The sequence below is a fragment of the Mitsuaria sp. 7 genome, assembly GCF_001653795.1.
GTDB lineage: Bacteria > Pseudomonadota > Gammaproteobacteria > Burkholderiales > Burkholderiaceae_C > Roseateles.
Map to the genome: position 1 here is coordinate 466,296 of NZ_CP011514.1, position 14,084 is coordinate 480,379.

The window sequence follows — 14,084 nt, forward strand, 5'->3', positions numbered from 1 at the left end:
GTTGCTCCTTATGAGTTTTGACGGCGCTTGGCGGCCATGCGTTCCCGCAACGTCATTGGGCGCTGTGGAGCTGGCGAAGGCGTGGAGGGATGTTGCGGTGGGTCGCCATCTCCGTCGTCCTCGGGCTGGGTATGCTCGTACGCAGCCTTCGCGCCTTCGACCTCGAAATCCAGCAGGTCGGGCACGTCTTCGTACTGGGGCGAATCGCCATTTGCGTTAGCCACCGCCGACGCTTGTGCGGCGGGGCGTTCAGTATCAGATGGCGACGGATTGAGAGCAGGCGCAGGGGCTGGAGGGGTAGCGGACAGAAGGGTGTCAACCGCTGGGGGCGAACCGGCGGGTGCCGTGGCGCTCGCGTTCGGACCCCTCGGCTCGGCGCTGGGTTGCACTCTGACCCCGCTAATGGGAAAAGCCCCGACGGGAGCGCTCTCCTGGGGAGGCTCCACGACTTGAGACTGGGCTCTGTCGCCCGGTGTCCGGCCCGGGTGGAAAGCACCTGCGGTTTGTATCCGTTCTTCGCGCAGGTCTTCGGCACGAGCACCGGGAACATCCTTTCGACGGCTGGAATAGGACTCATCTTGCGTTTGCTCCCGCATTTCTTTTAGGGCGCGTTCGTTAATCGGGCCCACATGCTTGGCGAACTCGTGCCTAGCCTCGCTTTTCTCGTCTTTGGCGGGGGCAGTTATTTTGTCCACCGCTTGAAAGCTCCGGTGCACTTCGGCATAGGACATCCCTTTGAATTTGACGCTATCGCCAGCGAGCTGTAGCGGCAGTCGTTCGCCGCTTCCGTCGGGAGCATCGACGAATATTTCATCGACAAGTCGATAATCGTAGGAGAAGTTGAAGGGCTTACGCTCGATGCGTCCTTCAACCAGCCACCCACGTCGTTCCGCTTCGGCGGATTGGTAGAACATGCGTTTAAAGGTGAGCCCGTCTTTGTGTATGGTGGTGCTTTCGCGTGGAAGTAGCTCAGCTCGTACTTTGTCGAAGTCGATGATATCGAGGAGTCCCATGCGCTTTCGAACTCCGTGTCGGAATAGTTCCCGAGGCGAAGGCGGGACCTCATCTTCAATTTGTTGAAAGTTGAGCGGATATTCGACCTGCATTGTCCGGTTGTAAGTAATAATTGCTTTTACAATGATGGACTCAAATTCATTGATGTTTAATGCCGCGTTCTTGTCGTATTTGGCGCGTCTGCGCGCTCTATTGGCACTGTCTGGGGAATAGGCGATGGTGACTGGGGCAATGATTTGATGTAGCAATGCGAAGCCACATTCGACCAGAGGTTTCATATCAGGCCGCAATCCAGGAACGTTTGTTATCATTGCTCTAAGAGAGCGAGTGATTCGACGTGCCTGTTTGTGGACAAGCTCACCTTGGTCGGCTACAAAAGATTCCGGCAGGATTCCATGGGCAGGCCAATCCAAAGGGTCGTACTTAATTCCAAGACGTCTGCAAAGCTTTTCCTTGTCCTCGCCGATGCTCAGGATTGCAAGCATAGCGGGTGTGTATGAGGCGTTTTCAAATCCAACATACCAGCCAACAATCATTCGACTATCACGGTCAATGATGAGATACAGCGTCGGCTTTCCGACGATGTGGGCTCGATTCCGAAGCGAAACAAGTACAACGTCCGCGATAGTTGCGTCAAACTCGTAGATGTGACCAACGCCATGCGTCCTTAATTGAATTGAGCCGGACGTGGCGCGATGCTGTGTTGAAAACACTTTGTCGCCTTTTCGGCGACGAATAATTGTCTCTAGAGGATAATTTCTATGGAGAAATCGATAGAACTGGTTGTAGCTAGGTGCCTCGACTCCTGGCTTTAGATGCACTTCCCCATTTCCGTCAACGTACGTGTAATGTTTTTGTTTGAGTTGTTCATGTGCATCCTTCAATGTGACGGTAGCGTTGAGTTTCAAGAATACGTTCTCAAGCACATCACGCATCGCTTCATCATCGGACAGCGTGCGCTGGAACGGTCGTAGTCCGTTCGCCGTTTTACGACCTCGAAGTGCAGTGCCTGTCTTATCCCGGTGTGCGCAGTTCTGATAACGGCCGCGTAGTGCATCCTGTGTTTGGCCGCCACGCCAATAATCTCGAAGGTCCCGAAGAAGCGTCTTGGCTGAGCCCGTGACGAGGGGAGGCAGTTCGATATCAGGTATATTGGCAAGTTCGATTAGCTCCAACCTTGCCGCCGCTTGCAACTTTGCTTCAGCGCTGAGTTCCGATTCACGCGTCTTCAGCAACTTGTTTCGCAGCGATGGATAAAAAATATCGGGGACCAAATCGACTAGCGGACCAATGCGCTTCCAAGCGCTGTCGACGTGCAATGACTCCGCGGTTGTTAACTGGATACGCGTTATGCCCCTCGGCGGACCGTGAGAGTTAGGTGTGAAGGGGCGAAATCCTTCGGGAAGCTTTGAATATTTAAGGCAGTAGGGCAAAGCCTTTTCCGCAGCATCGCCTACCAGGATTAGCCATGCATCGTCGGCGTCGATGTCAAAAAATAACAGTCGATGCGTTGTTTCATCTTGAAGGCGGACAAGAAGCTGATTTCTATGGAATGGAATATCACTCATCGGTGCACGGCGGATTCTTGTTTGTAGGCGAAGGTGCGAGGATGCGGAACGTGCTCATTGGTAAGCGCTCCGGAAATGCGTTGTTGAGGTCCATATACAAAATTCTTTCATTTAGCAGCATTCGTGCGACCCTAAGTCCCGTTCCCTTATCAATACCATTTCTGCGGTCGAACTCCTCGCAATAATCTGAGAGGGATTGCTCAGGGGTGTGAGCGCGAAGTTCTTGAGTCATTCGAAGCTTGTATTCTTCGAAATAGTCGTCGTATGCAATGATTGCGTTCTCGCTCTTCTGTGCCCGTCGTATCCATCCGAGGTTCTTAACTTTTTGTGCTGGCAGTAATTCCTTAACTACCAAGTGAAGCGGAATTCCCAGTTGAGCCAAGCTTTCTCTCATGACCTCCAGCAACTCGACTACACGAGGTGATTCGAGTTCGTGCGCGACTTTGACTTCGTAAGCCTCGATACGTTCGCCTTCGTCCGTGGACCTGTCCACAAGGAAGTCCACTGTCATCACGTAAGGAACATATGTGCCTTTGTAGAATTGGTGTTTCACTCCTAGGGAGTTGGCGACTTCCTGCGTCAGTTCCCGGTCAAGTGGAAATTGTTCTCGCACATCAGTAACGCTCACGGCACGCTCCAGAATATAGAAAAGAGATTGCTCTCCGTCGGATAGAAGTTGGTGATTTCTCCCGAACCTTTCACTATATGGTTCGTGCGTGGTGCCGTCGTAATAGCCTTCTGTTGTGTACAGCCAGGGAAGGTATGTCGCCAATCTTCCTTTTCCGCGGCCCATTTTTTGATATTCCAGAATGTCTTCTTCGGACATTCTTTGTTTGCCTCTAGACATTCGCTATTCGCCTTTTTTGAATGAACTTTGGCCGACACCTGCGGACATGGCCATGGCGCACGCAGTGGTCGTGCGTGGGTTCCACTATCGAGGTGACAGTTTGAAAATGCATCAAATTTCGGAAAGGCCACGCGTTACAGTAAGTATTCTGAAATTAACTACATGTAGAGGTTTTGTGCGTCGCTCGCGCAAATGCGTTCTTAAGCGACAAGTCTGCTGTTTTGAAATACGCTTTCAGCGACTTCACTCATGAGAGAGTCGCGATGGCCAAGCAGACGCAGGACCTTGAGTTCGTCACCAAGAATGAGCTTGCTTCTATGCTTAAGGTGACAGCGCGGACGGTTAGCAACTACGTCCGCAAAGGGGCAATTCCTCCCCCCGTAAAGGTGGGGCGAAGGGCGCTGTGGCGTCGAGTGACCGTTGCGCAGATGTTCGAAACGCTAGAAAGCGCTACTGCGTTTCAGAACCAGGCAAACTTCTTGGGCCGAGAGATTGCGTTGGCGAAGGAGGCGGCGGCTAGGAGCGTAGAAGGGTTTGCAAACGTCCAAGAGTCGACGGAAAAGTCGGCGTAGAGGGATTTGCAAAAGTGGAACCGGAGAAGAGGCGTTTGCAACAACGTAGAAGCTGATTGCAAACGGCCAGAATGCCGCCGACTGGGGGCTGTACCGCGACGCCGGCGTGTCGCATCTGCTGAGCGTGAGCGGCCTGCACGTGACGATGTTCGCCTGGCTCGCCGGCGCCGCGGCGGGCTGGGTCTGGCGGCGCAGCGCGCGGTTGTGCCTGTGGCTGCCGGCGCCGCGCGCGGCGATGTGGATCGGCGTCGTCGCGGCCGGGCTCTACGCGCTGTTCTCCGGCTGGGGCGTGCCGTCGCAGCGCACGGTCGGGCTGCTCGCGATCCTCGCGCTGCTGCGTCAGACCGGCGCGCGCTGGCCGTGGCCGATGAGCCTGTGCGCGGCCGCCGCCGGCGTGTGCGCCGCCGACCCGTGGGCGCTGACGCAGGCCGGCTTCTGGTTGTCGTTCTGCGCCGTCGCGCTGCTGATGGCCGCGGACCATCGTGCCGATCCCGGCTGGCGCGGCGCGCTGCGCAACGCCTGGCACACGCAGTGGGTGGTGACGCTCGGCCTGGCGCCGCTGACGCTGCTGCTGTTCCAGCAACTGTCCATCGTGGGCCTGGTGGCGAACGCCTTCGCCATCCCGCTGGTCTCGTACGTGATCACGCCGCTGGCGATGCTGGGCGCGGTGTGTCCGCCGTTGTGGACGCTAGGCGCGTGGTGCGTCGCGCTGATGAACGCCCTGCTGGAGGCGCTGCGCGTCCTGCCGCTGGCGGTCTGGCATCTGCCGTGGCCGACCGCGTGGGCGCAGGCGGTGGGACTGGTCGGCGGTGCCGCGCTCGCGATGCCGTGGCCGTGGCGCCTGCGACTCGGCGGGCTCGCGCTGTGCGTGCCGATGTTCTGGCCGGTGATCGAGCGCCCCGCGCCGGGTCACCTGGAACTCTGGGTGCCCGACGTCGGCCAGGGCGGCGCCACGATCCTGCGCACGCAGGGGCACACGATGGTCTTCGACGCCGGCCCGTCGTGGGGGCCGGGTTCCGATGCCGGGCAACGCGTGCTGCTGCCGCTGCTGTACGGGCTCGGCGAGCGACGACTGGATGTGCTGATGATCAGCCACGCGGACCAGGACCATGTGGGCGGCGCCGCCAGCCTGCTCGCGGCGATGCCGGTCGAGCGGAGGCTGGGCGCGGTGCCGGGCGGGGAGGGCTGCCGGCGCGGGCAGCGGTGGACCTGGGACGGCGTGCGCTTCGAGGTGCTGTGGCCGATCGTGGAAGGAGAGGCGGGCGGAGCGGGCGGGGCAGGCAGCACGGGCGAGGTGAGCCAGAAACGCAAGGAAGCCAGGCGCAATGCGGGTTCCTGCGTGCTGCGCGTCGAAGCCGCCGGCCGACGCGTGCTGCTGACCGGCGACATCGAGGCGGCGCAGGAGGCGCGCCTGGTGCGGGAGGACGGCGAGGAGGGCTTGCGGTCCGAAGTCCTCGTCGTGCCGCATCACGGCAGCCGGACTTCGTCGACGGTCGCATTCGTGCGGGCGGTCGAGCCGCGCGTGGCCGCGGTGCAGTCGGGATATCTCAACCGCTTCGGCCATCCGAAGCCGGACATCGTGGCGCGTTACCTCGCCGCCGACGTGCTGCTGCTCAACACGGTCGACTGCGGCGCGTGGCGCTGGCGCAGCGACCGCCGGTCGCCGCCGATCGACGGATGCGAGCGGGCGACGCGACGGCGCTACTGGTTGCGCCTGCCGCCGGGCGTTCTGCCCGTGCGCCCGATGCCAGCATCCCTGCCGAAGCTTCCCGACGCCCCCGCCAGCACCGCGGATCCGGACCCGGATCCTGACCCCGAGGAGACCGTCCCGCGCAGCCTTGCGCCGTGAAGGCGGCGCCCGCTGCCCCCTTCACCGGGGCTGTGCATGCCGCCGGACTGGTGCTAGCTTTCGCAGGCGACGCCAGAGCCGGCGCCGACGGGAGGATCACATGGGAATGCTGTCCGACTTGAAGGTAGGAGTGCGACTCGGTCTGGGCTTCGCGCTGCTGTTGCTGCTGATGCTCGCCATGGGCGCGTTCTCGGCGAGCCGCGTGGCGCAGGTCGAGGCCAAGGTCGACGACCTGGCCACCAACTGGCTGCCGAGCACGCGCGTGCTGGGCGCCATCAGCGATTCGATGAACCAGATGCGGCGGGCGGAACTGCAGATGCTCGTCGGCGGCGACGCCAAGGCGGTCGCGGACGAGGCGGCGCGGCTGACCGAGCAATGGCGCGTGCTGCCCGGGCTGCTGTCGACTTACGAGAAGCTCGTCGCCAGCGACAAGGAGCGGCAGGTCTTCGAGGACCTCGGTCGGCAGATCCAGACCTATCGGTCCGTGCAGGAGCGCTACGTGGCGGCGCTCGGTGGCGGTCAACGGGACGAGGCCGTCGCCCTGCTGCGCGGCGATTCACGCACCGCCTTCCGCGGCGCGACCCAGCGCCAGGCGGAACTGGTGAAGATCAATGCCGAGGGCGCCGATGTCGCGCACGAGCAGGCGCGCGCCGACTACCGCGTCGTGCTGACCGCGATCTGGACGCTGGTCGCGGCCGCCATGGCCCTGGGGGCGCTGGTCGGCTGGCTGCTGACGCGCTCGCTGACGCAGCCGCTGCGCGCGGCGTCGGAGACCGCGGACCGGATCGCCGGCGGCGACCTGCGCGACATCGACACGGCCTCGCGCCGCGATGAACTGGGCGATCTGCTGCGGGCGCTCGGCAAGATGCGCGACGCGCTGCATGCGTCGATGTCGACGGTGCGCTCCAGCGCCGACCAGATCGCGGAGGCCAGCCGCGAGGTCGCCACCGGCAGCTTCGACCTATCGAGCCGCACCGAGCAGACGGCGTCCAACCTGCAGGAGACCTCGGCGGCGATGCACCAGCTGACCGATGCCGCCCGCCAGAGCGCCAGCAGCGCCGACGAGGCCAGCCGCATCGCGCAGGACGCGGCCGGCGTGGCCAGCCGCGGCGGGGACATGGTCGGCCGCGTCGTCTCGACGATGGCGGGCATCCAGCAGTCGTCGCGGCGCATCGCCGACATCATCGGCGTGATCGACGGCATCGCCTTCCAGACCAACATCCTCGCCCTCAATGCCGCGGTCGAGGCGGCCCGCGCGGGCGAGCAGGGCCGCGGTTTCGCCGTGGTCGCGTCCGAGGTGCGCGGCCTGGCGCAGCGCAGCGCCCAGGCGGCGCGCGAGATCAAGACGCTGATCGCGGATTCGGTCGAGCAGGTCGAGACGGGCTCGCGCGCCGTCGGCGACGCGGGCACGACCATGACGCAGGTGGTCGACGCGGTGAAGCAGGTCAGCCAGCTGATCCGCGAGATCGCCGCGGCCACCGGCGGGCAGACGCTGAGCCTGTCGGAGGTCAACACGGCGGTCACGCAGCTCGACAGCATGACGCAGCAGAACGCCGCGCTGGTCGAGGAATCCGCCGCCGCGGCCGAGGCGTTGAAGGAGCAGGCCGCGCGCTTGACCCAGGTGGTGGCGAAGTTCCGTTTGACGGGTTGAAGATCAGCGGGCCAGCCGCAGCCGCCAGAGGTCGTAGCGCTCGCTGCCCGCCTTCACGGCGCCGGCGAAGTGGCCGTTCAATCGACTGGCGGTGAACAGCAGGTCCCCGCCCGTCGTGATCGTGGGCGTGTCGGGCCAGAACACGCCGTCGTCCGCGGCGATCAGTGTCATCGCTCGCGAGGCCGGGTCGTAGCGCACGATGCCGTTGCGGGTGACGTCGGTGATGTAGAGCCGACCTTGCGCGTCCGTCACGATGCCGTCGGTGTTGCCGCCGACATCGCCCAGCGTCCGCACCGCCGCCGCCACGCGGGCGCTGTCCGCCTTCGTGTCGCGCAGCGCGGCCGTGTCGATCGCGAACGCCTTCGTGCCGGTCGTGACCGTCCAGTACAGCGTGCGCGCGTCCGGCGACAGGGCGATGCCGTTGATGCCCAGCACCAGCGGATTGCCCGGCCAGACCTCCTCGTCGTGCGACACGACCTTCGCGCCGGCTTCGGGCATCACGGACGGATGCTGGCTCAGCACGCGGCGAACGCGCGCCGAATCGAAGTCCGCCACGATGATCGCCGCCTGGTTGCGCGGCGCGCTGCGCAGGCCGCTGTCGGAGAGATACGCGACGCGGCGGCCCTCGTCGACCGCGATGTCGTTGAGGAAGCTGCCCTTGCGATCGGCGACGCCGTCCAGCGCGATGCGCTTCACCACGCGGCCCGTGGCCAGCGCGTAGACGACGATCTTCTGACCGCCCGCCGGCGCTTCGGCCTCGCCGGCGACGAAGCCCATGTCCAGGGCCCAGAGCCAGCCGTTGCGGCGGTCGATGTGGAAGCCCAGCACGTTGCGCAGATGAAGCGCCGGCGCGGCGTTCGTCGCATTGCCCGTCTCCGAGGGGAAGGCGGCGAGCCGTGCGGGGCCGCCGTCGACGGATGTGTCCAGCAGGCTCAAGGTGGCGGGCGTGTCCGCAGAGATCAGCCGCGGCGTGCTGACGAAGGCGCGATCCTTGGCGTCGAAGTGGATCCCCGCGATGGGCGCGTTCACGGAGTTGCGGAAGGCCGCGGCAGGCGCGCCCTGCGAAGCGGGACCCGCCTCCCAGGTCACGCCGCTGTAGCTGCGCCAGCGCTCCAGTGCGGCGGTGTCGGCGCTCCAGGCGGAGGTCAGCGCGGCGGAAGCGGCGAACGCGGTCAGCGCGGTCAGCGCGTGCCGGGCAAGGCGGAAGGTGGGGCGGGAGCGGTTCATCGGAGTCCTCGTGGCGCCCGCGGTGCGGGCAGAAATCGATGAAGCAACTCTATTGATGCTCAAACAGGAGATAAATTACCCTGGAGCCAATTCATTGATTCCTGGGAAGACAAGATGAGCCGTCGATTCGACTACCTGGGCGATGTGGAAGCGTTCCTGGCGGTCGTGGAGCAGGGATCGTTCACGGCCGCCGCCACGGCGCTGTCGACGACGGCGTCGGTGCTCAGCCGCGCGGTCGTCCGGCTGGAGACGCGACTCGGTCAGCAACTGATGCGTCGCACGACGCGTCGCATCGGGCTGACAGAAGAGGGGCGTCGCTACCTGGAGCAGGCGCGTCACGCCTTCGGGCTGCTGGGTGACGCGGAAGCGCAGGCGCAGTCCCAAGGCGCCGCGCTCAGCGGCCGGGTGCGCATCAGCGCGCCCACCACCTACGGCCACCATCGGCTGCCCCCACTGCTCCTGCCCTTCATCGAACGCCATCCCGGCGTGCGGCTCGAGCTCAACATCACCAACCGCAACGTCGACCTGGTCGCCGAGGGCTTCGACATGGCGATCCGGCTCGGGCATCTGCCCGACAGCGGACTGGTCGCACGCAAGCTGGAGGACGCGCGCTTGCGGCTGGTCGCCGCGCCGGACTATCTCCGGCGATCGGGCGAGCCGCGGAGCCTGCAAGACCTGACCCTGCATCGCTGCCTGCCGTTCGTGATGCCGCGCACCGGACGGCTGGGGCCGTGGTCGTTCCTGGTGGCAGGCGAGGAGGTGGAGTGGCAGCCGACCTCGACGATCGAGGTCTCGGACGACGTGCTCGGCGCGGTCTCGCTCGCGGAGCAGGGCATCGGCGTCTGCCAGACCTATGACTTCATCGTGCGCGAGCGGCTCGACAGCGGAAGACTGGCGGAGGTGTTGCCCGAACTGGGCGGGCGGACGCGGCCGTTCTCGCTGGTCTACGCGCCGCACCGCCACCAGTCGGCGGCGGCGCGGGCGTTGATCGAGGCGCTCACGCCGTGAACACCAGCGCGATCTGCTCCGGCTCGCGCATCGCGCGGGCCTTCGCCGAGGCCGCGACCTTGGGACCACCTTCGGTCGCCTTCAGGTGGTCGACCAGGAATCGCGCCGTCTCGGGCGAGCGGCTCATCTCCGCCGCGACGACGGCTTCCAGCTCCGACGGACGCACGTCCATCGCGGCGCACAGCTTCAGCAGGCGCGCCTCGGCTTCGAGGTAGTGCCGCTCCACCGTCAGCTTGCGCGAGAACAGCCCGATCACCTGACCGACGCGCAGCAGGTGCACGTCGAGCAGCGCGACGTCCTCGGACGCCGACCAGCCGCGCACGATCGCCGACGCCGTCTTCGGTCCGACGCCCGGCAGTTCCATCAACCAGTTGCGCAGGTCCTGGCCGGCCTCGAAGTCCGGCGCCGAGAGCAGCGCCGGCATCACCGCCGCGAGGTGCTTCGCCTTCGGCGCCGCGAAGCGGAATCCCAGCGCCTTGCCGTCGACGTCCAGCGGCTCGCTCAGCCACGCAGTGAGTGTGAGCTCGCAGACGCCAGGCTGCACGAAGGCGCCGCGCTCGCGGATGCGCGCGAACGCGGCGAGCCCGACGGCGGCCGGGATGCCCGGTCCGCCCAGCAGCGACGCGCCGACCTCCTCGGCCAGCGAGCGGCCCGACGCCGCGGGCGGTGCCGCTTCCAGGCGATGGGCCAGCGCCTGCTGCGTCCAATAGGCCGGAGTGGGGAATTCCTCGACGGCGCCCCAGCGCACGCCGGTCAGCAGGAGGTGATGGGGATCGGGAAGTTCTCTTTGGAGGGAGCCGTGGCGGGAGACGAGGGCAACGATCTGGGTCATGGGAGAAGAGGAACGCCGCCTCTCTGGGCGGCTGGATAGGTGGTGTTCAGCCATTGGGTGAACGCGGCGCGTTCGACCGGGTCCATGGCATGGACACGCTCTTGAAGGCGTTCGAGACGCCGCTTGTGGGTCTGGCGCTCGCGGAAGGTGGCTCCGCGATGCCGGCTGTCGTGAAGCATCTCAGGCGGTTCGAAGTTGAACCACAGCGTCTCCGTGCGCACATCGGTGTGGGTCTTCGCGCGGAAGTCCACCGTCCGCCACCCCCGCAGGAGGGCGTCGTACGAGGGATGCGCGTAACCCGACACGATCACCCGGCATGGCAGCGCCGCGAGCAGCGCCAGCAGCGCCTCGTGGTCCGCCGCGCCGTATTCATGCCGGTAGATGCGCGTCTGCCGACGCGTCTCGGGGTGGTAGGGCGGGTCCACGTAGACCAGCTCATCCCCCTCGAACGTGTGCCGCGCGAGGAAGTCCTCGGCACGGCCGTGCACCAGCTCGACCCCGGGCAGTGCCAGGTCTTGCCAGTGCGCGATGACCCGCTCGTCGGCGTCGATGGCGATCGAACGCGCCGCCGGCAGCTTGTGGCGCAGGACCGCGCCGCCACCCACGTGCGTCTCGATGTACACCCGGTGCGGAGGCATCAGGTTGATGACGTGCTGGTACGTCTTGCCCTTGCCGCCTGGATACTTCATGCGACGGATCATCGTCAGAAGTGACGATGATGTCAAGGCGCGGGAGGCGTTCCAACGATGGCGCGCAAGCCGGCGGAGCCGGTGCCCCTCTCCGCTCAATCTCCTCCTCGCCGCTCGGAATTCGCTCCGAGGGGCACCGGCTCCGCCGGCTTCGAGTCACCGAGGTGTGCGGATCGAGGCGTGCCGTGTTCAGAGCGCCGTCAGCCAGTCGCAGCGCAGGCGGCCCGACCGGTGCAGCCGGCGTCGGCCGCCGGTGTAGGCCATCGGCAGCAGCCAGGCCACCAGACACAACGGCAGTGCGATCCACGCCTGGATCAATAACGCGCCCGGAACACCCATGAAGCCCAGCATCCAGATCGTCAGCACGACGTTCCAGACCGCCAGCTCCACCGGATGGCGGGCGCTGTGCATCACCATCCAGCGCTTCACCTGGCTGAGCTGCGTGAGAGTCATGGCGGGCTCCTGGACGACACGATTGATTCAATGGAAGTGTAAGTTTGGAGTCAGGGTTTCCCCATCCCACGGTCGTGGAGCCCGAGTGGAACTGCGGGTTATCCCGCCATGCGGCATGGGGACCGGGTGCCGACCGGCACGGGTCCGGGAATGCCGGCTCGTGTATGGTTCGCCCCTTCTCAGAAGGTGGACAGGAGTCCCGCGAATGAAACGACTGATGTGGGCTGCGCTGGCGTTCTACGCCGCAGCCGGCGCCCAGGCGCACGAAGGCATGTGGATGCCGCAGCAGCTGCCGCTGGTGGCCAAGGACATGAAGGCCCTGGGCCTGAAGTTCGATCCGGCGCGGCTGTCGCAGCCGCTGGGGTACCCGATGGGCGCGGTGGTGAGCCTGGGCGGCTGCACGGCCTCCTTCGTGTCCCCGCAGGGCCTGGTGGTGACCAACCACCACTGCGCCTTCGGCAGCATCCAGTACAACTCGACGCCGCAGAAGGACCTGTTGAAGAACGGCTTCCTGGCCGCGTCGCTGGCCGATGAACTGCCGGCCGCGCCGGGCAGCCGCATCCTGGTCACGGTTGCGCTGACCGACGTCACCGACCAGGTGATCGACAGGAAGACCGCCGCGCTGCAGGGCAAGGCCCGCATCGACGCGATCGAGGCCAACGAGAAGTCGCTGGTCGCCGCGTGCGAGAAGGACACCGGCCACCGCTGCTCGGTGGGCGCGTTCTACGGCGGCCTGATGTACCAGCTGACCAAGCAGCTCGAGATCCGCGACGTCCGCCTGGTCCACGCGCCGGCCGAAGGCGTCGGCCTGTTCGGCGGCGACACCGACAACTGGATGTGGCCGCGCCACACCGGCGATTACAGCTTCTACCGCGCCTACGTCGGCCCGGACGGCAAGCCGGCGGACTTCAGCAAGGACAACAAGCCCTTCCAGCCGCAGCAGTTCCTGAAGATGGCGAGCTCGCCGCTGAGCGAGAACGACTTCGTCGCCGTGGCCGGTTATCCGGGCCGCACGAACCGTCACCGCCTGCCGTCGGAAGTCGACTTCGCGTTCTCGTGGGACTTCCCGCACCGCGTCAAGGCGATGGGCGAGCAGCTGGACCTGATCAAGGAGGCGACCACCGGCCGCCGCGATGCCGAGATCAAGCTGGCCAACACCGTCGCCGGCGTCAACAACTACTACAAGAACTACCAGGGCCAGATGGCCAGCTACGCGGGCAGCGACATCCTCGCGCGCAAGCAGGCGGCCTTCGACCAGATGAAGGCCTGGGTGAACGCCGACGCCAAGCGCCGCGACGCCTACGGCCCGTCGCTGATGGCGGTGGAGCGCCTGATCGCCGAGCGCCAGGCGATCGTGCGCCGCGAGTTCCTGCTGAGCTACGCGACGCCCGCGCTCGTCAAGAGCGCGAGCGACCTGTACGAGCAGGCGCTGCAGCGCAAGAAGCCCGATGCGGAGCGCAAGACCGGCTACCAGGACCGCGACCAGCTGCGCCGCAAGCAGGCCGTGGAGACGCTGGACCGCCGCTTCGACGAGGTCACCGAGAAGAAGGTGGTCAGCCACTTCCTGACGCAATACCTGGCCCTGCCGGCCGACCAGCTGAACGCCGCGTTCCTGAACGCGCTCGGCGTGCGCGGTGGCATGGATGCCGCGGCCGTGACCGCGCGCGTCGATGCGCTGTACGCGGGCACGAAGCTGACGGACAAGGCCGAGCGCACGGCGTGGCTGTCGCGGGATGCCGCGGCCTTCGAAGGCAGCACCGACACGCTGGTCAAGGCCGCCGTGGCGCTGCACGCCGACGAGGAAGCGCGCGAGAACCGCGACAAGGAACTGGCCGGCAAGACCCAGCAGGCCTACGCCGCGACCATGCAGGCCGAGATCGACTTCAAGGCCAGCCGCGGCCAGCCGGTCTATCCGGACGCGAACAGCACGCTGCGCGTGGCCTTCGGTCAGGTGAAGGGCCGTTCGCCGGGCGTGGACGGCACGACCTGGACCGCGTTCACGACGCTGCGCGGCGTGGTGGCCAAGCACACCGGCACGGGCGAGTTCAACGCGCCCGCCGAGCAGCTCGCCGCGATCAAGGCGCGCCAGTTCGACAAGTACGGCGTGAAGGCGCTGGACTCGGTGCCGGTGAACTTCCTGGCGACGCTGGACACGACGGGCGGCAACTCGGGCTCGCCGGTGCTGAACGGCAACGGCGAACTGGTCGGCCTGCTGTTCGACGGCACGCTGGACGCGGTGATCTCCGACTGGGACTTCAACGACAACATGAACCGCAGCATCTGCCTGGATGCGCGCTACATGCTGTGGCAGATGAAGGTCGTCGACAAGGCGGACCGCCTGCTGAAGGAAATGAACGCGCTGTGAGGGCGCGTT

11 protein-coding genes are annotated in these 14,084 nt (G+C 65.3%); 5 read left to right on the plus strand and 6 right to left on the minus strand.

Annotated features, from left to right (window positions below; translation table 11 throughout):
• Window positions 1-8: 8 nt before the first annotated feature.
• Both ABE85_RS27295 and ABE85_RS26735 read right to left on the minus strand, forming a co-directional pair.
• Complete coding sequence (locus tag ABE85_RS27295) at window positions 9-2,582, minus strand: hypothetical protein (protein WP_157521862.1); 2,574 nt, start codon at window positions 2,580-2,582, stop codon at window positions 9-11.
• The gene (locus ABE85_RS26735; protein ID WP_197507176.1) at window positions 2,575-3,408 is read right to left on the minus strand and encodes a TnsA endonuclease C-terminal domain-containing protein; all 834 of its coding nucleotides are present in this window, start codon (window positions 3,406-3,408) and stop codon (window positions 2,575-2,577) included. The genes ABE85_RS27295 and ABE85_RS26735 overlap by 8 nt, the downstream gene beginning before the upstream one ends.
• Window positions 3,409-3,692: 284 nt before the next feature.
• On the opposite strand from ABE85_RS26735, the gene ABE85_RS02180 reads away from it, so the two are divergent.
• The 3 genes from ABE85_RS02180 to ABE85_RS28695 all read left to right on the plus strand — a co-directional run bounded on the left by ABE85_RS02180 (window position 3,693) and on the right by ABE85_RS28695 (window position 7,501).
• Entirely contained in the window at window positions 3,693-4,001 is a 309-nt protein-coding gene (locus ABE85_RS02180) for an AlpA family transcriptional regulator (RefSeq protein ID WP_157521864.1), read from the plus strand.
• 55 nt (window positions 4,002-4,056) lie between these two features.
• The gene (locus ABE85_RS02185) at window positions 4,057-5,850 is read left to right on the plus strand and encodes a DNA internalization-related competence protein ComEC/Rec2 (RefSeq protein WP_255362657.1); all 1,794 of its coding nucleotides are present in this window, start codon (window positions 4,057-4,059) and stop codon (window positions 5,848-5,850) included.
• Window positions 5,851-5,950: 100 nt separating this feature from the next.
• On the plus strand, window positions 5,951-7,501 hold the full coding sequence (locus ABE85_RS28695) for a methyl-accepting chemotaxis protein (RefSeq protein ID WP_067269674.1): 1,551 nt from the start codon (window positions 5,951-5,953) through the stop codon (window positions 7,499-7,501).
• A gap of 3 nt (window positions 7,502-7,504) precedes the next feature.
• Here ABE85_RS28695 and ABE85_RS02195 read toward each other — a convergent pair whose 3' ends face one another.
• Window positions 7,505-8,728, minus strand: coding sequence for an L-dopachrome tautomerase-related protein (locus ABE85_RS02195; protein WP_067269676.1), 1,224 nt, complete (start codon window positions 8,726-8,728; stop codon window positions 7,505-7,507).
• A 114-nt stretch (window positions 8,729-8,842) separates the two neighbouring features.
• Here ABE85_RS02195 and ABE85_RS02200 point away from each other — a divergent pair, with 114 nt between their 5' ends.
• Window positions 8,843-9,736, plus strand: a complete 894-nt coding sequence (locus tag ABE85_RS02200; RefSeq protein WP_067269677.1) for a LysR family transcriptional regulator — start codon at window positions 8,843-8,845, stop codon at window positions 9,734-9,736.
• On the opposite strand, the gene ABE85_RS02205 is transcribed toward ABE85_RS02200, so the two are convergent.
• The 3 genes from ABE85_RS02205 to ABE85_RS02215 form a co-directional block, all read right to left on the minus strand.
• Complete coding sequence (locus ABE85_RS02205; protein WP_067269678.1) at window positions 9,726-10,568, minus strand: hypothetical protein; 843 nt, start codon at window positions 10,566-10,568, stop codon at window positions 9,726-9,728. The genes ABE85_RS02200 and ABE85_RS02205 overlap by 11 nt on opposite strands.
• Window positions 10,565-11,257, minus strand: a complete 693-nt coding sequence (locus ABE85_RS02210) for a DNA methylase (protein ID WP_067269679.1) — start codon at window positions 11,255-11,257, stop codon at window positions 10,565-10,567. Before ABE85_RS02210 ends, ABE85_RS02205 begins: the two co-directional genes overlap by 4 nt.
• Window positions 11,258-11,446: 189 nt before the next feature.
• Window positions 11,447-11,710 (minus strand): hypothetical protein, encoded by a 264-nt coding sequence (locus ABE85_RS02215; RefSeq protein ID WP_067269687.1) that lies wholly within the window; start codon window positions 11,708-11,710, stop codon window positions 11,447-11,449.
• Window positions 11,711-11,915: 205 nt separating this feature from the next.
• Here ABE85_RS02215 and ABE85_RS02220 point away from each other — a divergent pair, with 205 nt between their 5' ends.
• Entirely contained in the window at window positions 11,916-14,075 is a 2,160-nt protein-coding gene (locus ABE85_RS02220; protein ID WP_067269690.1) for a S46 family peptidase, read from the plus strand.
• Window positions 14,076-14,084: the final 9 nt, after the last annotated feature.

Excerpts from the sequence above, each read along its gene's own strand:
- ABE85_RS27295 (WP_157521862.1), bottom strand. The coding sequence starts at position 2,582 with ATGAGTGATATTCCATTCCATAGAAATCAGCTTCTTGTCCGCCTTCAA.
- ABE85_RS26735 (WP_197507176.1), bottom strand. The coding sequence starts at position 3,408 with ATGTCCGAAGAAGACATTCTGGAATATCAAAAAATGGGCCGCGGAAAA.
- ABE85_RS02180 (WP_157521864.1), top strand. The coding sequence starts at position 3,693 with ATGGCCAAGCAGACGCAGGACCTTGAGTTCGTCACCAAGAATGAGCTT.
- ABE85_RS28695 (WP_067269674.1), top strand. The coding sequence starts at position 5,951 with ATGGGAATGCTGTCCGACTTGAAGGTAGGAGTGCGACTCGGTCTGGGC.
- ABE85_RS02195 (WP_067269676.1), bottom strand. The coding sequence starts at position 8,728 with ATGAACCGCTCCCGCCCCACCTTCCGCCTTGCCCGGCACGCGCTGACC.
- ABE85_RS02200 (WP_067269677.1), top strand. The coding sequence starts at position 8,843 with ATGAGCCGTCGATTCGACTACCTGGGCGATGTGGAAGCGTTCCTGGCG.
- ABE85_RS02205 (WP_067269678.1), bottom strand. The coding sequence starts at position 10,568 with ATGACCCAGATCGTTGCCCTCGTCTCCCGCCACGGCTCCCTCCAAAGA.
- ABE85_RS02210 (WP_067269679.1), bottom strand. The coding sequence starts at position 11,257 with ATGAAGTATCCAGGCGGCAAGGGCAAGACGTACCAGCACGTCATCAAC.
- ABE85_RS02215 (WP_067269687.1), bottom strand. The coding sequence starts at position 11,710 with ATGACTCTCACGCAGCTCAGCCAGGTGAAGCGCTGGATGGTGATGCAC.
- ABE85_RS02220 (WP_067269690.1), top strand. The coding sequence starts at position 11,916 with ATGAAACGACTGATGTGGGCTGCGCTGGCGTTCTACGCCGCAGCCGGC.